Raw genomic sequence first — 22,138 nt, 5'->3', positions numbered from 1 at the left:
TGCATAGAGGTTTTTTTTAAGTTATGATTAAAGTATATAGTAAGCATCCATTATATGAAATTTCAGGTGTTTTATTCTTTAGTAAAGAGAATAATTTTGAGAATGAATATTTATCTTTAAGAATTAAAGAAGAGAGAGTTTATACGGATGATGTTATTAAAATTTTACCAGATATAAATAAAAACTATAAACATTATTTTGAATGGCAGATTAGAAAAAAATCATCAGATAATTTTATTAATTATTTAAATAAGAAATTTACAAATGAAATAAAAATTTTAGAAATTGGATGTGGTAATGGTTGGTTAATTAATAAAATAGCTCAATCGAATTTATCTTTAAAATGTATAGGCTTAGATATAAATAAATATGAATTAATTCAAGCTAGAAAAAATTTTGAAAATGATAGAATTGATTTTTGTTATGGTAATATTTTTGATGATATTTTTATTGAAAAATCTTTTGATGTAATTTTAATTGCAAGTTCAATTCAATATTTTAAGGATATAAATTTATTGTTTGATAAATTATTTTTGTTGTTAAATACGAGTGGTGAAATTCATATTATAGATTCACCATTGTATAAGATTTCTGAGTTAGAAGTGGCAAGACTTAAGAGTCAAAAATATTATAAATCAATTGGTTTTGAAGGTATGTCAGAATTATATTTTCATCATTCAATTAATGAATTTGAAAATTACAATTTAGAAATGATTTACAATCCTAATATTATTTTCAATAAAATTTCATCAAAATTTTTAAAAGATAAAACACCATTCCCTTGGATAAAATTTAAAAAATAAAGTATTAATATTTGAAACATAATAAAATAAATTTAAGATAAATGGAACCGAATTAAACTAATACTACCTAATCTTTCTAAACAATTAGACAATTTTTAATTAACTAAATTTAAATAATCAATCGTAATGAAAACAACAACAACGTATCTTTCTATTTTAGCTTTAGGCTTATTCTCAATAACAATGAATGCTTGTAAAGAAAGCATAACAGAAGCTAATATAACTGCAACTGCTGATGAAGATGCTGCTGAGTCAGTTGCAAGTGCAATTGGGCAAGATAATGGTGGAAGTACTGATCAATTATCAGATGTATCAGAAATAGCTTCATCTGTAGGATTAAAAACTAATATCATTTCAGATAAAAGTTCAAGTTCTCTACTAAACGCTGATGGTGTTGATAAAATTTATGATCCAGTTTCACAAAAATGGACTGTAAATTTAACTCGTAAAAAAGGTAGTGATAATTCAGTTGCTTATGCAAATATTACAAGAGTTTATCAATATCAATTCTTAAACTCTTCTGGAATGCCCCAAAAGGATTATATAACAAATGGCGAAACTGCAAGCTCTATGCTATTCCTTTTAGTTTCTGGAACTGGAGTTCATCACACTCCTAGAGTTTCTGGTGTGTTAAAATCTATAAGTGCAACTTGGAACGTAACAGGACTAAATACTAATGTAATTACAATTAATGGTAGTTTTTCTAAATCTGGTATTGATTCAATAACTACAAGAAATGGAGTAAGAATTATTGATCATTCAATTACATTAACTTATACAAATGTTACAGGACCAAGAGGAGCGGGTAAAGATTGGTATAAGACAACAACTGGAAATATTACAGGAGCTTATGTTGGGAATGTAACTGTTCAGAATGGTAATTCATATACTGAAAAAACTATTAACAAAACAATTGATATTACATTAGGTAATGGTGGAAAACCTGAAATAAAAATTGGTGGAAGAAAATTTTTCTCTAAATTATTTTCAGGCGAACTTGAAGGTTAATTTTTCATATTAATAAAATTAAAATAAAAAAAACAGGACTGTATGTAAACATATGGTCCTGTTTTATATATTGAGATACTCAAAAAATAATTTAATATTCTACAACTTACTTACATAAACTTGAATTAATTTAATCTCTGAATCATTTAATTCAGTCGAATTCCATTTTGGCATAAATTTATTTCTATTAGAATAAACAACTCCACCCTTTCCGCTTCGAATCACATTTGAGAAATTACCTTCATTTTTAATATTTACACCTACCGAACCACCCCTTGCATTAGTACCATGGCAATTCTGACAGAATCTAACATATAATCCATTGCCAGTTGTAGGTTTAGGAATTGTTCGAAGCAATGTTATAATCTCATTGAGTTGAATATCGGATAATGTATCTTTACCATAAGAGGGCATTGGATCATTAAAACCAGAACCATACTGTGTTCTACCATTTCTAATAACCCAATTCGAAAAACCAATATCAGGGTTTTTAATTTGATATCCCTTGTTTGCTACGCCATCACCTTCACTAGAATGACAACCACTGCACACTGCTTTATAATAATCATTTCCACTTAATTTTTTTGTATCAGTTTTAAGTGAAAGTAAATAATCTTGAATTTTGGCAATTGGAGCGTCATCCAAATCAATGGAACTCATTTTACCTTTTCCATTTTTTACTATATCTTTAATATGAGTATATCCTTTAATTGATCCAGAAAAAGTTGGTGTTCCAGTTACACTATCACCGTGACAACTTGAACAAAATTTTATATACAATTCCTGACCAGTTTCATTTGTTAGAATTACTACCAAACTTTTTAAAAAAAGTTCTATAGATTTAATAGAAGAATCAGATAAATCGCTAAAAGCTGGCATTGCTTTTCTTCCATGTTTAACAATAGAATCTATGTTTTTTTTTCCTACTAAACTACCAGAGTAAACTATTGAACCTTCTGCAGAGTCTCCATGACAAGATGAACAAAGTTTGCCAAACAATTGAGACCCTCTAGTTATTGAAGGAGTAGTAGTATCTAATATAACACCTGAATTCTTAATTGTTGTAACTGGCTTTGGACCTGGATTAGGGTCTAATATCTCACAACCTATTATATTTATAAATAAAATTGTGATAAATAAATAGTTGGTAAAATTTTTCAAATTTTTAATATATTATTTAAAAGGAAAATAAAACAAAAGAGGTTCAAAATTAATACATTTTTGCGTGAATTAGAATATCAATTTTTAAATGTATTTATCTAACAATATTAACTGGAATATCAAAATTTCCTTGCTTGGAATTTATATTTAAAATATATCCTCCAGAATTTAAATTTCTAACATTTAAAATAAAATCACATTTAATGCTTTTATCTGAAATGATTTTTTTTCCTGATGTATCATAGAGTTGATATAATATTTCACTACAATCTGATAATTTTTTTATTTCTATAGAAATATAACCGGTACTTAATCTAACTGGGTTTGGTTTTGCAATAATCTGCACTTCATTACTATCAAAAAAAGTTCTAACTGTTTCATTAACACTTGAAGTTGTAACTTTTTTTATATCATACAAACCAATAACATTATTCCCTTTATTTATGGTTATTTTTTGAATTGTGTTAGGAGTATCGAATGGATAAAATTGCAATCTTTCGTTTAGATAAAAAACTTTGTTAAATGATTTTCCATCAACTAAATCAAATTTAATATCAACTGGAATATTTATAAACTTACCAAGTGTATCAGATTGAACTTGATTTAATTTAACTACATATTGGTTTTTATTTTTTAATTCTAATTCAGCTTCAATGATTGGGAAACCAATTCTCTTAATCCATTGATCAAAAAACCAATCTAAATTTTTGCCCGAGAAATTTTCAAATGAATTTTTTAAATCATCAGTAGTTGCAATAGAATAAGAGAATTTTTTTAAATAGTTTCTTATACTCCCAAAAAATAAAGAATCACCCAATTCAAATCTAAGCATCCCCAAAACTACTGCACCTTTTGAGTAAATCGTAGCAGGATAATTTGATGATGGAGGCATTCTAGAAAAATCTTCAAGTGGTAATAAACCTTCTTGTTTTGTTGTACTTAAATAAGAGTTCTTACGCTTTTCTTGAGAATTGAAATATTCAACTTTACCTCCTAATTCTTCTCTCCATAAAGTTTCACAAAAAGTTGCAAAAGATTCATTAAGCCAAGCATATCTGAAATCAGCACAAGTAACTAAATCCCCAAACCATTGGTGAGATAATTCATGAAATCCAGTTTCATTAATTGTATCTCTAGATTTTGATATACTCTGATTAATAGATATAAGAGTTTGGTGTTCCATTGAACCTGTAGGGGTGTTTACAAAACCAACTTTTTCAAAAGGATAAGGAATAAATGTTTTACTTAAAAATTCAACCATTCTAGGTAGGTTTTTAAAACTAATTCTAGTGGATAATGTATCCACTGGTTTTGAATAAACGACTATAGGTATATTTAATATATTAGAATAAAAATTCAACGGTACTAAATTATCAACACTAAAAGTCATCAAATATGTAGACATTTGATCTTTAGATTCCCAATTAAAAATAGATGTTGAATCATTATTAATCTTACTTACTAATGAACCAACAGAAGCAACACTTAATCCTTTTTTGACTATAAAACTTAAGTTGCAAGTAGCTTTATCTTGTGGATGATCAAAGCAAGGAAGCCAATGGCGAGTAGTTGAGACATAATTTGCATGGAAGCCTACACCTATTGAATAGAGCATCCCACCATTTGAGAATACACCTCCCCAACTACCTGTACCAGACTCGGCTGTCATTTTACCAGAATATTTAACAATTATTTTTAGAGTATCTCCAACCTTAGTATTTATGGGTGTTTTTACAACATAGCTATCATTAACAAACTCAAATTTTGCTACTTCAGAATTAACAAAATTGATACTGTCAACTTGTAAATCTCTTAGATAAAAAGTAAAATGTTCAGGATTTTTTAACCATTTAATTGTAATAATACAAATCCCTTTAACATTAGCTAATGGTGCAAAAGTTAAATCTAGTTTTGCATTGTAATTTAAAACGTCAAATGAAGTCTCAAAATTTTGCAAAGCAGTCGGTACATTATTCACAACCAATTTAGGGGTTTGAGCATTTAAAAATGTAAACCATTGAAGTAATATAGCATTAACTAATACTACATATTTTATATTGAAATTGTAAATATTTTTCATTGCAAAAATAATTCGTTTAACTTTTAAATTATTAACAAATTGATTAACCAAATAACATATAAAAAATTAAAGCTATATATTAGCATCTAATAAATAGAAACAAAAAAAAGTATTAATTAGTAAATTTACAACAAACTATTAATTTTTTTTCTTCTTAAATAATCAACAACTGCTTGAACATTTTGAGAGGAACCTTTTTTGCAAATAAGAATTGCATCTGATGTATCTATTACAATAACATCTTCTAAACCAACAACTGCAATCATTTGGTTATCACTTCTAATAAATGAATTTTTGACATTTACGGCAATTACATCACCTTCAATAAAATTACCATCAGAGTCTTTACGAGCTAATCTGTAAGCCTCATCCCAGCTACCAACATCACTCCAGCCAAAATCCCCTTGAGCTACAAAAACATTATGTGCTTTTTCCATAATTCCATAATCAATTGAGATAGGATGAATATTACTATAGGCATTTACTAATGCAGATTCGAATTTGTTAGTTCCAATTTTATCTTTCACATAAGTAAGTTCATCAAAAATCAAAGGTAGATGTTCCTTAAAAGCATCTAATATAGTATCAACTTTCCAAATAAACATACCACTATTCCATAAAAAATCACCACTTGCTATAAACCTTTCTGCTGTATTAAAATCTGGCTTTTCAGCAAATGTAAGTACTCTTCTTAAGCCATCATTAAAAAAGGGATTATATTTATCTGTTTGATCATTTCTTTGAATGTAACCATAACCAGTTTCAGGTCTTGTTGGAGATATTCCAATTGTTGCCAAACAATTCAATTCATCTGCAGCAATAGAAGTCATTGATAACAATCTTTGAAATTCTCCAACATTTTGAATATGATGATCTGCTGGTAATGTAATCATAACGGCATTAGGATCTCTAGCTTGTAATACAAAAGCAGCTAGTGCAACGCAAGGAGCAGTGTTTCTACCAAATGGTTCTGAAATAATATTTTCATAAGGTATTTGGGGATTCTGTTCATGAACTTGTTCAATCTGTAATTTATTTGTAACTATTAATATCTTATCATAAGGAATAAAAGGTTGTAACCTAGAGATAGTGTTTTGAAGCATTGTCCCTTCACCTAAAATATGAAGAAGTTGCTTTGGAGATTTCTCACGACTACGTGGCCAAAGTCTAGCACCTACACCACCAGCCATTATAACTGCATAAATATTCATTCAATAATTATTTTAATGATTAAAGTTAATTAAGATAATTTTTAATAAGTTGTAAATTAAAATTACACAAATTAAATTATAAAAATGTAACTATTTACAAACAATATCAAGAAAATTTTTTAATATCTCAAGAATTAGGAAGTTCTATTTGATGAGGTTGTAAAATGGATTCCTTTCCTTCTCTATAAAAGATATTATAAGTATCAAAGGGAATAATTTTTCCATTAGGGTGTACTATATGAACACAAGATCTTTTAACTGAGCGTACATCAAAATTATATGGATCTAAAAATTGCATGATAATAATTCTAAAAAGATTATCATACCCGATATTCTCTGGAGCTTTTACAAACGGAATACAGCATAATAGCTGTCTTAAAGATAAAGAGGCAGAAATAGGTGAATGAGAAGTTGAAAAGAGTTTAAATAAATGATCTTTAATATCATCATTTTGTTCATAAACAATTGTATTCCCCTCAACACCAAGCCACACATCATCTGGTATAAGGCTTGTAAGAGGGATTACATCACCACCTAATTTTAAAGCATAAGCCATAGCCAAACAATCTGGATGACAAGGAACAGGAATTATATCATTAGATTTAAAAACATTACTTTGATCAAGTATGTTTTGTCGGACTTCAGACAGAGTTAACCTATCAGTAGCTGGATTAAAATCTTCTGTTCTTCCTGCAATTTGAACAGGTTGAAAAGTTATACCTCTAACACATTTTTGCTTTATAGCAAATTTAATAATATCACCAATTTCATCATCATTCAGACCTTTAACTAAGGTAACAACTAAATTTGTAGAGATATTATATTTGTTTAAATTTTCAATAGCCTTTAATCGAATATTTCTCAAATCTGCCCCTCTTAGAGTTAAATGTGCTTCTACTTTAAAAGAATCAAACTGAAGATAAATTTCAAACCCCGGCATATAATTTGCAAGTTGTTTTACAAATTCTGGTTCTTGAGCAATTCTAATTCCATTTGTATTTATCATCAAATGCTTAATAGGTCTAGATTTACATAAATCTAAAATTTTAAAGAAATCAGGATGAATTGTAGGCTCTCCACCACTAATTTGTACAATATCAGGTTCGCCTTCATTCTCAATGATTTTGTTTAACATAAACTCAATTTGCTCAAGAGAACGATGCAAGAGTTTGGGTGAAGATTCAGCATAACAAATTGGGCATGTAAGATTACAATTATCAGTGATTTCTAACAAAGTTAAGCAGCTATGCTGTTCATGATCAGTACACAATCCACAATCATAAGGGCAGCCATGTTCAACAGGAGTATTGAATTTAACTGGCATTTGACCAGGCTTAAGAAAATTTCTTTGTTTTTTATAGTACTCAATATCTGTTGATATTAATACCTTCTCAAATTTGTGAGTAGGGCAAAATTTATGAAGATAAACATTTTTATCTTGAAAAATTACTTTTGCTTCTACTTTTGATAAACATTGTGAACAAATGCTATTTGTTAACTCATAAAAAATATAAGGACGATCCATAAATTGAATATTATTTTTAATTATAAATTTTTAAATTATTTTAAATTGATTACAATAAATATTCAATTTTAAATCGATTATATCAAACTGAAATAAATAAATTATCACTCCTTTATAACAATTCCAGCCGCAAATCCTCCTACTTCAATATTAGAGTTAATACTTTTTGTAAGAACATTAACTTCATATACTAAACCAGAAACTGTTGAATTGCCTATTATTGGATGATGTAATTCTGGATCTTTTTGATTCTCACAAGTAACATATGCTTTACTGCTATTTTGAGTAAATGCTATTGCATGAGGTTGGCTTTTGAAACCAGAAATTGTTTGAGTTACCTTAGAATTTAGAATATTAATTATTGAAAGACTATTATCAGCTTGATTAGGTACCCAGATTTCATCTTCGTTAGGTGTAAATGCTATTATAAGTGGTCTGTTCCCAACTTTTATACTGTCAATTACTTGCCATTTTGGAATATCTATTACTCTTACTTCTGAATGTTTTCTACAACTTACATAAATTGTTCTACCATTTTTAGATAGGATTAAATGATAAGGTTCTACAGTTGCAACTCCATTAGGTGCTAAAGGAGAATTAGGTATTATTGAAAGTCTTCTTGTAACTTCAAATGTCGTCAAATCAATCTCAGATATTTCATCGCCATAAGCATTAGCAGAATAAAGAAATTTCTCATCCTGACTTAATACAAGACTATGGGAACCTCTTCCTACTTCTTCAATTGTTCTAATAACTGTCATATTTTTTGTATTAACCATAAAAATGAATTTCTCATTTGTATTAAAATTAGATACAAACAAATTTTCTCCATTTTTTGTTAAAATAATTTGAGATGGAGAACTACCAACTCTCAATTCACCGAGTTTTTTATAGGTTTCAGTAGAATATTTTTCAATGTAACCAGAAGCAATCAAGTTTACATAAAAATACTTTTTATCTGGGGAAAGAGCGATATTATGTGGAGCTTCAGGTGGTGTTGTATTATCATCTCTATTACCAACAGTAATAAATCTTGTTAACAATTTTTTTTCTAGATCTATTACACTAACTTTATCTTCAGACTGAGAAGTTAGAAAAATTCTTTGACGATTTGGTGAATCTAAGTTTATTTCACTATTATCATTTTTAGCTCCTTCATCTATCCAACGCTTGATTGTTTTGATGTAAGATAATGGTAATTTATTCCGACCAAATGGCATTGATGGAGTTGAAACTGGGGCGAACAAAGTATCGGAATTTATAATGCTCAATAGTAAACTTTTCTTGCCTGAAAAAGGAACTACTATTGCACCTAATTTTGAACCATTAAATATATCTTGCCAAGAATCTAAAGATACTCCATTGAATTTTTCTCCATTTATATGACAACCTATTCCAGCACATGATTGCTTTAGAATTGGTTGAATATGTTTAGAAAAAATTATAGAATCAGAATCTGAGGGAATAACAATTGATGGTTCAGTTGGTAATTCTTTTTTACAAGAAACCAAAAAAAGAAGTACAATCGAGGCAAAACAAAATGATAATTTCATTTAATTAGATTAAAGTATATTTTTTTTAGATCCACCAATTTCAACTCTTTTATCACCTTTCTCAATTATAAATTTCCCATCTTGTATATCAAAACTCAACTTTTTTGAAATTGGTTTAGATTTCCTAGATGTTAGCATATTTAATCTAGTTTGACGAGCTAATAGTTTAGAAACACCTTTCTCAATTTCCTTCTCTGAAGGAAAGAAAGTATTATAAGTGTGAAAAGCTAACCCAATACCCCATCCTATTAAAGGAAACACAAACCATTCACCTCCAGTAGCAATACTTAAAAAGAATAGAGCAGTATTAACAATAGCATAACTTACAAAATGACTTCGCCATTCTTCTTTAGAATGAATCAAAAACTTGTTTCTTGCCTCTTCAAATGGTGCAACATTATTCTGTTCATAAATAGCTCGATCAATTTCTTGAGGAGATATCCCCAACTCTTTTGCAGTATCTAAAATGTCTTCATAGCCCAAGGTTGAACTACCAGTTTTTCCATCTAACGCTCGCTTTAAAATAGCTTGAAGCTCTTCATGTGTAAATCTACGATTTTCTTGATTAGACTTAATATTGTCTGAATTATCAGAAATTGAAATATTCATTTTAATATTGGAATTAATATTATGTTCAAATTTAATTAATTTGTAATGAAATAGTAATAGAAAAAGTTAATATCAACAATTATGATGCCAAATAAATCTTACCTAAAATTTGATTAATCAATTTTATCTTATTGAAAAGTTAATTGAAACTAAGATTTACAATTAGAGTTTATTTCAAATAACTAAATAATTAAATTTTTCATAAATTACATTAGCTAAATTTTTTTGTATTGACTTTTTATAATTATTACATAACAATTTTTTGATTCAAGTAAAAAAAATAATTCTACTCTTAATATGCTTAATATTATTCAATAGTTGTGTTAATACTGTTCGATTTCCAATTCAGAATGTCTCTGATGATTTTGAAAAATCTGAACTATGTGTCTATTCAAGTATTACAAAACCTAATTTAGATACAACAGTATATCATTACAACTCAACAGGAATTTATTCAAGTATTAAAAAAGTTAATGGAATTAACACAAATCAAAACGAATATGGTTTATCTTTTGCAGTAAATGAAACAACAAATAATGGATTTATAACTGTTAGAAGATTAGATTTTGATTCAATTTATCAAGATAAGATATTTAGTATTGAATTCCTTAAAATAGATTCTGCAAATTTTAAAAATACTTTAATTGTTAAAACAAATTATAAATTACAAACTATAGGAACTCCGGCTGTAAATTCTATTAATGGCGAAAGTTTTTTTACATCAAAAAATGTTGATGTAGAACTTTCTAATAGTGATTATAATATTTACAAAGGAAAAATCAAAGATAATGTAATAGAAAAGTGTTTGAATTCTGAACAATCAAGTTTAGGTTTTTGGGATGGACAGCCTTCCATTAGTATTGATGGCAATACAATGTATTTTGTAAGTGACCGACCTGGTGGGTTTGGAGGTACTGATATTTATATATCGCAACGAGATTATCTAGGGATTTGGTCACGCCCGCAAAATCTTGGTCCTTTTGTAAACACGCCATGTGATGAACTTACGCCTTTAATTTGTGATAACGACAAACTTCTTATCTTTTCATCTTCTGGTGGAGAAAGTGCTGGAGGTTATGATTTATTTAAATGTCCGCTTTCATACAACAGAAGACCTATAAAAAAATCAGAAAATTTAGGCAGACCTATTAATACATTTTATGATGAGTTGAGTCCTTCATTGCCATCATGGGGAAATTCTGATACATTATTATATTATGCTTCAAATCAAAACCCTGATAAAGGATTTGATATTTTTGTTTTTCATCAAAAAAGAGATTTCTTACCAAAATTTGTTGTTAATGACTCAATCTCAAAATTTGAAAAAGAGAATTATACAGATAAAATTGATGAAGGTGATGATGATAACGAAATTATTAAACTGATTGAGGAAGGGAGTAAAAAAAATCAAAAAAGATTTAATTTTAAAAAGAAACGTAAACAAGAAATTAGTAAGGGTTCGGGTGATTCAACTTCATTTACATATGACATAGAATTTATACCACCAAACTATGTTAAGATTAATAAGAAATATACTTATGTACCAGAGATTATAACATTAAGAGTCAATTTTCCATATAATGAATTTAATTCTCCTTATCCATTTACATTAGATTCAAACGGCTATGCAACAAAGGAATATTGGGGGGATATGTTAGATAAAATTGCACAAGTATTATTACCAGCCATAAAAAATGGTAAATATCAATTTGATATTGTTGGTCATACAGATTCAATAGGATCAGATTCATATAATTTTGAATTAGGATTAAAAAGAGCAAATTTTGTTAAAGAAGAATTAATTAAAAGAGGTGTTTCAGCTGATGGTTTAATAACAAAAAGTGAAGGTAAAAACAAGTTTGTATTACCTAAAGAAAATGAAACTGATGATCAATATAGATTAAGATTAAGGAGAGTTGAAATTGTTAAAAGAGGAAAGGTTAAATCAAATTAATTTTATATTCTGTTGTTGTAAAAAATATTTAAAATGAAATTGTTTAATAAAATAAATATAATAGTTATTTGCGTTTTAGTAATATTATTTACAGGTTGCTCTTTTAGTATTTCCAGGATTGAATCTGATAAATATACTTTAACTGAAGTAGATACAACTGTTTATACAGATGTTAAGAATTTACCTGGTAATGGTAGGGATAATGGTACAATTTATCCATCTCCAAGAGTAAGTAATTCAACTAGAAGGTATCTTCAAACTGATACAATTGTTGAAAGACGTTATCCCAATTTCCTGAGGTTTGGAATAATTGAAGGTATTGGCTTAATTGCACCAGGCACATCAACAGATGGAACAGGGAATGGGTTGTTTGGATTTTTCAAATCTTTAAGTGCTAAACATCCTGATGATACAAAAATTATGGGGGCAAATATTTTTAGATTTGTTCCTTTTGAGAGTCAATTCAAATGGTTAACAGACTCTCCCAACTGGGTTATTGGTACTTCATTAACAGAGTTTATAACTTTTCAGAAAGACTCAAGTATAAATTTAGATCGTGGTGAATACCTAATTGGAGTGATCCATTCTTATTTAAAAAGAAGATTTTATTTAAGAGATGAAGTTCCATATATTTTTTATACTCCATATTTAGGAGTATCTTTTTTCCCTTCACAATACATTAACCTTGGTGTTTCATTGGATGTTGGATCTTATGGGGGATTAAATATTAGAAGTTATGCAGGTTTTGTTTCTGGAACAACATGGGTAATTGGTGAAAAGGATGGCAAAAACCCAAATTTAACTTTTCCTTATTTTGGAATCGGAATATCTGCTTTAGATTTTATAAATAAACCAAGCGAACTTGAGGTTGAATGGGATAACCAAAAACATTCGGCTATTGAAGTTAGTGCTTTAAACATTGCAGTAGTTCATACTTTTGGCTCTGATTCAAAATCATTTTTTAATACCGTATTGCAAGATTCTTTAGGTGAAACATTTACTGGTGGAATTCTTAAATTTGGTACAGCAAACTTCCCAATTAGATTGGGTGACATTGAGAACTTTTTTATTGGGACTTCTCTATTAAATATTCATGCTTTAAATAAAAATGCAGTTGGATTTGGTTTTTTGCCATTAAGAATAGGATATAGAGAGAGTTTTTATAAAAATGTTTTAATTTTAGAACCCTCTTTTGAACAAACTTTTTATCCATCTATGATTACTAATATCTGTTTAAGATCAAGTTTAACTTTGACTGACTGGACCCAATTTGACATTGTATTAGGTTATTCTCATATATCACCTTTCAATGATCCAGCATCTGGATTTGAAACATTAAAAACAACTCAAAGTTATGGTACAGGTTATATAGGTGTAGGAATTGGAATTGGTGATTTTATGAATTCTATTGATAGAGTTTTAAGTGATAGAAAAAAGTAAAATTTTGTCTTGTTATTGCGATATAACTCAAACAGCAAATGTATAAATTACATACAAAAATATTATTATTATTATTATTTGGATTGCTTTTAGCTTCTTGCGAACCAAATAAGATTATAATATTATATGGTGAAGATAGATATCAAGGAAGAATTTTAACTGACTTTGAAGGAGTGATTGTAAATAAATCTAAAATTTTAATGAGTCCAAATTCAAAGTTAGCTGTAAAAAATCCTGGAACAACTCAATTTATTGCACAATGTCAACTTAAGCTAATAGATGGCAATGGCTTGGACATTAAATTTAGAACGACATTAAATCCTATAGATTCCTTAAATTTTATCACATTTCATTATTCAAAAGATAAATCTTGGATTAGGAATTCTTCACCTCAATCAGTTAATGATTCAATTATTAAAATCTCAAATTTGTGTGAAAAAGATTCTTTAGCAACAATTAAAATTATGGTTGAAGGCGATTATTCTACAATTAGCATAAATTCAAAAAAATTATTTGAAAGTAGATCTTATTTACCCGCAACAGAATATTTGATTTTTGAGGTTCTACCAGGAAGTTTGGTAGAAATATCAAATTTAGGATTTTTGGATTTGAAAGATATTACAATGCAACCTGACAAAAATGAAAAATATAGATATGGTGGATTCCCCAAAATATTAATTAAAACAAAAAAGTTAAAATAAAAAAATAATTATAGTTACACCTCGTTTTATAAATAGTCACAAATAAAAATTTTAGCTAAATTCGTTTCTAAAAATTATAATTTAATTATCTATATTTTACTAATATGAAAAAAGTATTATTTACATTATCTTTAATGATCTTTGCAATATCAATTAATTATAATTTAGTTGTCTTTGCACAAAAAACATCTTCACCCCCAAAATCTGAAACAGTTAATCAAAACAATTTTGATGATAAATTTCAAAATGAAATTGGCTTAATGGCTCAGAATTATTGGACTCCAAAACTTAATGAATACAAAAATAAAATTGATAGAACTTTATCAACTTCTGATTTAAATGACTTAAACAAACTCCGTGCTAAATGGGGTGTACTGATTGGTAAGTTATCCGATAATGCTGAACAAAATGTTAAGAAGAAAAATGTAACAAATAATAAAGCTAATGTTGATATTAAATTAGAGGATGATAGTGATATGGGGAATTTGATGGAAGTATTTAATATCTTCTCCTCAACTCAAACAATTGCTGCAAAATATAGAACTGATCTTGATAAAGTTGGTGATGAGGTTATTGATAACGTATGTGAGTTTATTGGAAACGTGGCTAATACTATTGACAAATTTCAAGATGTAAAAAGCCAAACTTCAACTAAAATTAAAGGAGAAAAAAGTAATAATGATGGAGCTCAAGATTTAAGGGAAATTGCAACATCTTTAAAAGACGTTGAAAAAAGAAAAGATATATCTCAAGTTTATGATATTGCATTTGAACCAATAATTTTGTTATTTAGTGGGACAGATTTGCGTGAGCTTTTAAGTGGCATGGGAGATAAAATTGATTTTGCTAAACCAGTTGCTGGTATGAATATTCCTTCTGGTTCTGTCTTAAAACAAAACATTCCTAATCCAGCTCGTGGAAATACAGTAATAAAATATAATTTGTTTGAAAATACTTCTGAAGTATCTTTAAAACTTTATGACGCAAATGGTAGTGAAGTTATGAATTTGACTCAAGGATCCCAACAAATTGGAGAACATGATATTAAAGTAGATGTTTCAAAACTTTCTAGTGGATCTTACTTATATCAATTAAAAATTTCAACTTCAATTGGTGATCAAGTTTATGCAAAAACAATGCAAGTAGTAAAATAATTTTAAAATTTTATTATATTTTCAAGGCTTGATGATTTAACTTCATCAAGCCTTAATATTTATAATGGAAACTTTTATTAAAAAAAATTAAACTTATAATAACATTAGATTTCATGTTCAATAAGTTATTTTTGCAAATTAATTTTTCAAAATCTTTATTGAAAATTCTATTAAGTCTTTTTATGGTTATACCTTTTAAAGTTAGAATATTTAAATCAAAAAATATAAAATATTTAGGTTTAGTAATTTTTATTTTTGTAATTATCCAATCTATTACTAAATCTCAAGTTACTGGTGATAAGCCAATTAGAGAAGTGATTGATACAAATATGTTGAAAGAGTTGAAGTTATCTGCTGATTCTTTAATGCAGACAATAGAAAACGATACACTTGCTTTAGATACCACCACTGAAGAAATTAGCCTAAATTCCAATCAGTTGATAAATGCTTATAATTCATTTTTTAAAAAAGAAAAATTAAAAAGTGTATATGTAATGACTGCTTTTTTAGAATCAATGGATAATGAAGACTACTCAAAATTGCTTCCAATGAAGAATAGGGGTAGTTTGATTTCTGCTCCCTTTGGTGCAAAATTAAAACATAATGTTGTTTCTTTACAATTACCTAAAACTGATAAAAAACGAAAATCTAATTTTTCTATACCCCCAACATCTAGTAAATACTTCTCATCTGATTCATCATTTTATGTGATAATTGATTACTATAAAAGAAAATATGGGTTAGATTTTAAAGTTCATTCATATTTACCTGAAGGAAGTAAAGATTCAATGCAAGTTGCCAGATCTGTGAAAAAGATGAAGAATTCAATAGTATCAATTATTGTTTGGAATCCTACTTTTAGTTCTGAATCAACTCAAGGTTCTAAAAAAGGAAAAGGAAAATCTTTAAATAAAGTTAACTTAACTAAGTTAAGCAGTAAAACTAGTATTGCAATACAAGAGACTGCTTTTAGATCTAATGATACTCTTATTGTTGAAGGTCCAGATGCAATGGTTGAGTTTACTTGGAAAGTACCATATCGTGATTTAATTCAAAGAGCAGCTATTGATTTTCAAATTGATCCTTTTTTAATTGCATGCCTTATTCAACAAGAATCTAACTTTAGTAATACTGCATGTTCAGTTGATAGTGCTATGGGGTTAACTCAAATGATTGGACCAACTGCAATAGCAATGGGTGTTACCGACCCAACTGACCCAAAACAATCTATTTATGGTGGGGTGAAATATTTGAAGTTAATGCTCAGAAAATTTGAAGGGAACATAGAATATGCTTTAGCAGCCTATAATGCAGGACCTGGAAATGTTATTAAGTATGGTGGTGTACCCCCATTTGATGAAACAAGAGATTATGTAAAGAGAATTATGACAAGATACAGGGAAAAAGTTTCAGGTAGATGGGTATCTCCAAGCATAAGAACTAAGATATAAATTGAATGAATTATTCCAATTTATGAGTTTTATTTTCCAATTTTTTTTTATAAGATTTAAAATTGGAAACTTATAAATCCATAATAATATTTTTATAACAATTCCCATCTAAATCCTTATATATTCACAAATTATCTATTAAATAATGTTATTAGCATTATTTTATATAAATTTTTTTTCAAAAAAAATATGAACAAACAGACAATATATTTTTTATTTTTATTTTCAATTATTAACATTGTTAGTTACGCTCAAGTTATAGAAAAGAAAACAAAAGATGATAGTAAAAATACTGGTAACATTATTGCATTACTAAATTCAGAACAAATTACTGATAAAAGATATAATGAACTTTTAAAAGATAAATTAGAATATTTATATCAAAGTGGATCTAAAAATGATTTGAATTCTGGAATTGAAGATGCATGTTTTTCTCAAATGATCGATGAACAATTAATGATTCAAGAAGCTAGTAAGTTAGGAATAAATGTTACTTATGATTTTGCATTTAAAATATTACTTGACAATCCTCCACAATTTGTTCAAGATATGTTTAAATCTCCAAATGGAAATTTTAGAAGTGATGTTTATAAACAAGTTATTCAAAACCCAATGCTAATAACAAGGTATGTTAACAAACCAGGTAAATCTGAAAAACAAGTAACTGATGAGTGGAAAAAAGATATAATACAATTAGTGAATTTTGTAAAAAGAGAAGAGGTTAAAAAACAACTTGGAAACAAATTGTACAAGGACAAACCTCTTTCAACTAAAATGGTTTTAGATAGATATTTTGCAGAGAAAACCCTAATAACTGGTTCGGTTGTTCGTGCACATCATTTGTCTATTCCAGACAGTCTTGTCCCTGTAAGTGATATTGAAGCTAAAGCTTGGTATGAAGCTCATAAATCAGATTATAATTTTACCGAATCTAGATATATTTCTTCAATGATTTTTCAAATGTCACCTACTAGATCTGATTCAATAAAACTTAAAAGGTCAATGGACTCTGTTGTTAAAAAATGCAATGAAACACCTAAAGAAAAAAGACCTGAATATATAACCTCAGTAATGAGAAATCTTCCTGAAAGTAAGTTGCCAAATGGTTCTTTTTATACACCATCAAAAGTACCAAAACCATTGTTAGAAATTGTAGTTAAATCAAAAGAAGGGGATATTATTGGTCCAATTGTTCAAGGATTCGATGCATCTTTAATTTATATTGATAAAATTTCTCAATCAAATGATACTATGATTCGTGCTAGGCATATTTTTTTAAAAGCTGCAAACGATTATAATTCAGATTCTTCTTATGTAGAATTATTAAAAAAGATTAGAGATACTATAAAAAGTGATGCAGATTTTGCTGATTATGCTCAAAGGTTTGGTCAAGATGGAACATTAACTAAAGGTGGAGATTTAGGTTATCTAGGTAAAGGAAATACAGTTCATACTTTTGATAGTGCATTATTTCAGAATCCATCAATAGGCAAATTAATTGGTCCTATTAGAACCGAATTTGGTCATCATTTAATATATATATCAGATATTTGGAACAAAGGATATAATATTAGAGAATTAAGATTCCCATATCAGATTTCAGAAAAAGTTCAAGAGGATGTTGAAGATAATTCACAAAAATTTTATGATTTGTTAAAAGCAGGGAAAATGAATGATAGTATTGCTCAAGCAATGAAAAACAAATTTCCAGGTAGTATTATTGATACATCTCAACTTGAAAGAATGGAGAATTATGGTAATACCCAAATATTAAATGAATTTGCTTTCAATGCAAATGTTGGGGATATTGGAAAATTTAGAACTCCTGGTAATAGAATTACAATTATCAAGTTATTAGCAAAACGGCCATCTGGAATTCCTCAGTTTGAAACTTTTCCAAACTATGTTGCAGCTCAAGCTAAAAGAGCTAAGCAAATGACTATGTTAAAACCTAAAATGCAAGAACTTTCAAAAAAGATAACTGTGGATATGTTAGTTGGTCCAATGGAAGAATATGCTAAAATAATCAATGTCTTTTTAATGAAAGGGCAACCGATAAATACAATGCCTGATGAAGAACCAACATTATTAGATTCGTTAGTTACTTATACTAAAACAAATCAACATAGTGGACCAGTAAGAGGTAAAAATGGATATTATTTTCTTAGAGTTAGTGAAAAATCTGGACCAAATATGGATGATTGGGAAAGAGATAAAGAAGTGTTTGCTGAAAAATATTTAAGTAAATACAAAAATGCAATGGTAACAGATTTAATAAATAAATCTAGATCTTTTTCTAAAGTTAAAGATTTAAGACCCCAAACAATAAAGGTGCTTAAGGAATTTATTAAAATAGAATAAATTTCCAGTTAAAAATTTATTTTTAATTAATTAATTATTAAAAGTAGCAAAAAGAAGGTAACAGTTTAATGCAATTATAATTGTAGCAATTATGGATGATAATATTATCATCCATAATTTGTTTACAAATTCACCCATAATTTTCTTTTTAGAAGTAAATAATATCAATGGTATAACTGCAAAACTTAGTTGAAAACTTAAAACAACTTGTGATAAAATTAGAAGTTTACCTGTAGCATTTTCACCAGCAATAATAGTTGTGATTACTGCTGGAACTACAGCAATTAATCTAGTTATCAATCTTCTATAAAAAGGATTTATTTTAAGATTCAAAAACCCCTCCATTACAATTTGACCAGCAATAGTACCAGTTAGAGTGGAGTTTTGACCAGAAGCTAATAATGCAATTGCAAACAAAATACTAGCCAAAGTAGTACCTAATAATGGAGTTAACATTTTATGAGCCTCTTCAATTTCGGCAACTTGTGTGAAACCATTTGTATGAAATGTACCAGCTGCAACAATTAAAATTGCTGCATTAACAAAAAGTGCGAAAGTTAAAGCTAAAGTAGAATCAATTGTACCAAATTTTATAGCTTCCTTTTTACCAAAATTTGTTTTTTCATACTTTCTTGTTTGAATTACAGATGAATGTAAATACAAATTATGTGGCATTACAGTTGCTCCTAAAATACCAATTGAAATATATAAAGCCTCCTTATTAAAAACAATATTTCTATCTGGAATAAACCCTAATAAAACTTTAGTAATTTCTGGTTTTGATAAAATTATATCAATCCCCAAACAAATAGCAATTGTAGAAATTAATACTATAACTAATGCTTCGATATATCTAAACCCTTTATTTTGCAAATACAACAAAGCAAAAACATCAACAGTTGTAATACAAACTCCGATTACTAATGGTATTCCAAACAAAAGTTTTAAAGCAATTGCAGAACCAATAACTTCTGCCAAATCAGTTGCAATAATTGCTATCTCTGCAAATACCCATAATAAAATTGATACTGGTTTCGAAAAATTTTCATGGCATGCTTGAGCTAAATCTCTTCCAGTAACAATGCCAAGTTTTAAAGCTAAAGACTGAAGTATAATTGCCATAAAATTAGAAATAAGGATTACACTCAAAAGCATAAAACCAAATTTTGACCCACCAGCAATGTCTGTTGCCCAGTTACCTGGATCCATATAACCAACAGCTACAAGGTAACCAGGACCAGAAAAAGCCAAAAGTTTCTTGAAGAAAGAAGCATTCTTTGGAATAGTTACCGAATTGTTAACTTCTGGTAAACTTACTTTTTGTAAATCTGATTTATTGAAAATATTTTTTAACATTATTTGTTCTGAAATTTAATTTTTGACAAATATACTTTCTGCCAATTTTTTAGATATAATAATTTCCTTGGATTTATACTTTATTCGAATTGATCCATCAAACAGATAAATTTCTAGAATTTTAACTGAACTATTCAATTGTAATCCAATATTAGAAAAATATTTTAAAACTTCAGGATTTTCATCTTCAATTTTTGATAAGTGAACAAAACGTTTAGATTTAATTTCCGATAATTGAATCAAATTTTCATCTGGCAACCAACCATTCTTATCTGGAATAGGATCCCCATGTGGATCATGAGTAGGGTTGCCAAGAAAATCATCTAATTTATGAATTAGTTTTTCTGAAACAATATGTTCAAATTTGTGAGCTAGAATATGTATTTCATCCCAATCAAATCCAAGTTTTTCTGACAAAAAAACTTCCCATAGCCTATGCCTTCTTGTAATTTCTAGTGCTAATTTTTTTCCTTTTTTTGTAAGTGATGCACCTTGATATGGTTTGTAATTCATCAAGCCTTGATTGGATAACTTATTAAGCATTTCAGTAACAGAAGCTCCTGAAATACCCAATTCTTTAGATAACGAATTGTTTGATGCAATCCCATCCTTTGCTTCAATATGGAGTATAGCCCTTAAATAATCCTGAGAAATATTGTTTCTATTTTCTAAAATCATAATACAAATATACTGAAAATAAATTTTAGGTTAACCTAAAAATAATTACTAGCAAAAAAAAGCTGTTCATATTAAAGTATGAACAGCTTTTTATAAAAATAATTCAGAAAAATTAATCCTCATCTTCATTTAACTTCTCAACTTCTCTATATCGAAATTTAAGTTTACCATCTAACATTTCCTCTAATGCTAAAAATGTTGGTTTAGGAATTCTATCAAATTCACGACTAATTGCTAATTGGTCAAAGTTCATAATATCGTTATCATCATCATTTGGATTAATAACGTCTGCAAGTCTACGATTTAAATCATCACGTAGTTGATCATTAATTTGCCTAGCACGTTTTGATATAACAACGATTGCTTCATAAATGCTTGCCGCAGGTCCTGTTGCCTGCTTTAAATCTACTGGACGAATTGCCATAATATTTTTTATATAATTTATATTTTTTAACTTAAACTGTAATTCAACTTTATTTCTAGTTGATAATATTCTAATTTTAAACAAAAAAATTGAATTATTAAGTTATAAATCTGATTTTACAATAAGAGCTTCGATTTCAGAAACTGCTCTTTCAACTACATCATTTAAAACTATAAAATCAAATTTATTCATCTCTTTGAGCTCCATTTCAGCCCTATTAATTCTTTTAGAAATAATCTCTTTACTTTCGGTTTGCCTATTAAACAATCTTTCTTTTAATTTATTAATTGAAGGTACAGTAATAAAAATTAAAATTGAATTTTCAGGAAATGCTTTTTTAATACTTAAAGCACCTTTAACATCAATATCAAAAATAATAATCGATTTCTCATTAATTGTAAGAATCCTGTTTATCTCACTATTTAAGGTTCCATAATAGTTTCCAAAAACTTCTTCGTATTCAATAAAATCTCCTTCTAAAATTTTATTATTAAATTCTTCTATACTAAGAAAGTAATAATCTCTACCATTAATTTCATTTGGTCTTTTTAAACGGGTTGTAGCAGAAACAGAGAATTTCCAATCTGGATTTTTTTCAAGTAATCTTCGCGTTATTGTTGTTTTACCAGCACCAGAGGGAGCTGAAATTACAAGTAACTTAACATTCAT

At 27.9% G+C, this 22,138-nt stretch carries 18 protein-coding genes; 8 read left to right on the top strand and 10 right to left on the bottom strand.

What is annotated here, in order from left to right:
* Positions 1-23 precede the first annotated feature (23 nt).
* The gene (locus IPP08_10390; protein QQS66164.1) at positions 24-803 is read left to right on the top strand and encodes a class I SAM-dependent methyltransferase; all 780 of its coding nucleotides are present in this window, start codon (positions 24-26) and stop codon (positions 801-803) included.
* A 126-nt stretch (positions 804-929) separates the two neighbouring features.
* Positions 930-1,811: a hypothetical protein gene (locus IPP08_10385; GenBank protein ID QQS66163.1), complete on the top strand. Its 882-nt coding sequence runs from the start codon at positions 930-932 to the stop codon at positions 1,809-1,811.
* Between the two features lie 99 nt (positions 1,812-1,910).
* Here IPP08_10385 and IPP08_10380 read toward each other — a convergent pair whose 3' ends face one another.
* The 6 genes from IPP08_10380 to IPP08_10355 all read right to left on the bottom strand — a co-directional run bounded on the left by IPP08_10380 (position 1,911) and on the right by IPP08_10355 (position 9,950).
* On the bottom strand, positions 1,911-2,972 hold the full coding sequence (locus tag IPP08_10380) for a c-type cytochrome (protein ID QQS66162.1): 1,062 nt from the start codon (positions 2,970-2,972) through the stop codon (positions 1,911-1,913).
* A 94-nt stretch (positions 2,973-3,066) separates the two neighbouring features.
* The gene (locus tag IPP08_10375; protein QQS66161.1) at positions 3,067-5,052 is read right to left on the bottom strand and encodes a M1 family metallopeptidase; all 1,986 of its coding nucleotides are present in this window, start codon (positions 5,050-5,052) and stop codon (positions 3,067-3,069) included.
* 125 nt (positions 5,053-5,177) lie between these two features.
* Entirely contained in the window at positions 5,178-6,263 is a 1,086-nt protein-coding gene (locus tag IPP08_10370; GenBank protein ID QQS66160.1) for a mannose-1-phosphate guanylyltransferase, read from the bottom strand.
* Positions 6,264-6,390: 127 nt separating this feature from the next.
* Entirely contained in the window at positions 6,391-7,788 is a 1,398-nt protein-coding gene (locus IPP08_10365; protein ID QQS66159.1) for a radical SAM protein, read from the bottom strand.
* Between the two features lie 104 nt (positions 7,789-7,892).
* Entirely contained in the window at positions 7,893-9,341 is a 1,449-nt protein-coding gene (locus IPP08_10360) for a beta-propeller fold lactonase family protein (GenBank protein QQS66158.1), read from the bottom strand.
* Between the two features lie 9 nt (positions 9,342-9,350).
* On the bottom strand, positions 9,351-9,950 hold the full coding sequence (locus tag IPP08_10355; GenBank protein ID QQS66157.1) for a 2TM domain-containing protein: 600 nt from the start codon (positions 9,948-9,950) through the stop codon (positions 9,351-9,353).
* A gap of 262 nt (positions 9,951-10,212) precedes the next feature.
* Between IPP08_10355 and IPP08_10350 the strand changes: the two genes are divergently transcribed.
* The 6 genes from IPP08_10350 (at position 10,213) to IPP08_10325 (ending at position 19,011) form a co-directional block, all read left to right on the top strand.
* Positions 10,213-11,904, top strand: coding sequence for an OmpA family protein (locus IPP08_10350; protein QQS66156.1), 1,692 nt, complete (start codon positions 10,213-10,215; stop codon positions 11,902-11,904).
* 33 nt (positions 11,905-11,937) lie between these two features.
* Entirely contained in the window at positions 11,938-13,344 is a 1,407-nt protein-coding gene (locus tag IPP08_10345) for a hypothetical protein (GenBank protein ID QQS66155.1), read from the top strand.
* Between the two features lie 38 nt (positions 13,345-13,382).
* A complete protein-coding gene (locus IPP08_10340) occupies positions 13,383-14,045 on the top strand; it encodes a hypothetical protein (GenBank protein ID QQS66154.1) in 663 nt (220 codons plus the stop codon).
* A 104-nt stretch (positions 14,046-14,149) separates the two neighbouring features.
* Complete coding sequence (locus IPP08_10335; protein QQS66153.1) at positions 14,150-15,199, top strand: T9SS type A sorting domain-containing protein; 1,050 nt, start codon at positions 14,150-14,152, stop codon at positions 15,197-15,199.
* A gap of 158 nt (positions 15,200-15,357) precedes the next feature.
* Positions 15,358-16,650 carry a lytic transglycosylase domain-containing protein gene (locus IPP08_10330; protein ID QQS66152.1) on the top strand — a complete coding sequence of 431 codons (1,293 nt, stop codon included), beginning with the start codon at positions 15,358-15,360 and terminating at the stop codon, positions 16,648-16,650.
* A 189-nt stretch (positions 16,651-16,839) separates the two neighbouring features.
* Complete coding sequence (locus tag IPP08_10325; GenBank protein ID QQS66151.1) at positions 16,840-19,011, top strand: peptidylprolyl isomerase; 2,172 nt, start codon at positions 16,840-16,842, stop codon at positions 19,009-19,011.
* 30 nt (positions 19,012-19,041) lie between these two features.
* Here IPP08_10325 and IPP08_10320 read toward each other — a convergent pair whose 3' ends face one another.
* From IPP08_10320 to gmk, 4 genes are all read right to left on the bottom strand, one after another.
* The gene (locus tag IPP08_10320) at positions 19,042-20,367 is read right to left on the bottom strand and encodes an Nramp family divalent metal transporter (protein QQS66150.1); all 1,326 of its coding nucleotides are present in this window, start codon (positions 20,365-20,367) and stop codon (positions 19,042-19,044) included.
* Positions 20,368-20,382: 15 nt separating this feature from the next.
* The gene (locus IPP08_10315; protein ID QQS66149.1) at positions 20,383-21,045 is read right to left on the bottom strand and encodes a metal-dependent transcriptional regulator; all 663 of its coding nucleotides are present in this window, start codon (positions 21,043-21,045) and stop codon (positions 20,383-20,385) included.
* 112 nt (positions 21,046-21,157) lie between these two features.
* Positions 21,158-21,469 (bottom strand): DNA-directed RNA polymerase subunit omega, encoded by a 312-nt coding sequence (locus tag IPP08_10310; GenBank protein QQS66148.1) that lies wholly within the window; start codon positions 21,467-21,469, stop codon positions 21,158-21,160.
* Positions 21,470-21,571: 102 nt separating this feature from the next.
* Positions 21,572-22,138 (bottom strand): guanylate kinase, encoded by a 567-nt coding sequence (gmk, locus tag IPP08_10305; protein QQS66147.1) that lies wholly within the window; start codon positions 22,136-22,138, stop codon positions 21,572-21,574.

Source organism: Chlorobiota bacterium, assembly GCA_016700335.1.
Lineage (GTDB): Bacteria > Bacteroidota > Ignavibacteria > OLB7 > OLB7.
Note: the sequence above shows the minus strand (reverse complement) of the source record. Positions and strands in the feature narration are given on the sequence as shown.

Bases quoted from the DNA above. Each gene is read 5' to 3' on its own strand.
- IPP08_10390 (QQS66164.1), top strand. From the start codon at position 24: ATGATTAAAGTATATAGTAAGCATCCATTATATGAAATTTCAGGTGTT.
- IPP08_10385 (QQS66163.1), top strand. From the start codon at position 930: ATGAAAACAACAACAACGTATCTTTCTATTTTAGCTTTAGGCTTATTC.
- IPP08_10375 (QQS66161.1), bottom strand. From the start codon at position 5,052: ATGAAAAATATTTACAATTTCAATATAAAATATGTAGTATTAGTTAAT.
- IPP08_10370 (QQS66160.1), bottom strand. From the start codon at position 6,263: ATGAATATTTATGCAGTTATAATGGCTGGTGGTGTAGGTGCTAGACTT.
- IPP08_10365 (QQS66159.1), bottom strand. From the start codon at position 7,788: ATGGATCGTCCTTATATTTTTTATGAGTTAACAAATAGCATTTGTTCA.
- IPP08_10360 (QQS66158.1), bottom strand. From the start codon at position 9,341: ATGAAATTATCATTTTGTTTTGCCTCGATTGTACTTCTTTTTTTGGTT.
- IPP08_10355 (QQS66157.1), bottom strand. From the start codon at position 9,950: ATGAATATTTCAATTTCTGATAATTCAGACAATATTAAGTCTAATCAA.
- IPP08_10345 (QQS66155.1), top strand. From the start codon at position 11,938: ATGAAATTGTTTAATAAAATAAATATAATAGTTATTTGCGTTTTAGTA.
- IPP08_10340 (QQS66154.1), top strand. From the start codon at position 13,383: ATGTATAAATTACATACAAAAATATTATTATTATTATTATTTGGATTG.
- IPP08_10335 (QQS66153.1), top strand. From the start codon at position 14,150: ATGAAAAAAGTATTATTTACATTATCTTTAATGATCTTTGCAATATCA.
- IPP08_10325 (QQS66151.1), top strand. From the start codon at position 16,840: ATGAACAAACAGACAATATATTTTTTATTTTTATTTTCAATTATTAAC.
- IPP08_10320 (QQS66150.1), bottom strand. From the start codon at position 20,367: ATGTTAAAAAATATTTTCAATAAATCAGATTTACAAAAAGTAAGTTTA.
- IPP08_10315 (QQS66149.1), bottom strand. From the start codon at position 21,045: ATGATTTTAGAAAATAGAAACAATATTTCTCAGGATTATTTAAGGGCT.
- IPP08_10310 (QQS66148.1), bottom strand. From the start codon at position 21,469: ATGGCAATTCGTCCAGTAGATTTAAAGCAGGCAACAGGACCTGCGGCA.
- gmk (QQS66147.1), bottom strand. From the start codon at position 22,138: ATGAATGTTAAGTTACTTGTAATTTCAGCTCCCTCTGGTGCTGGTAAA.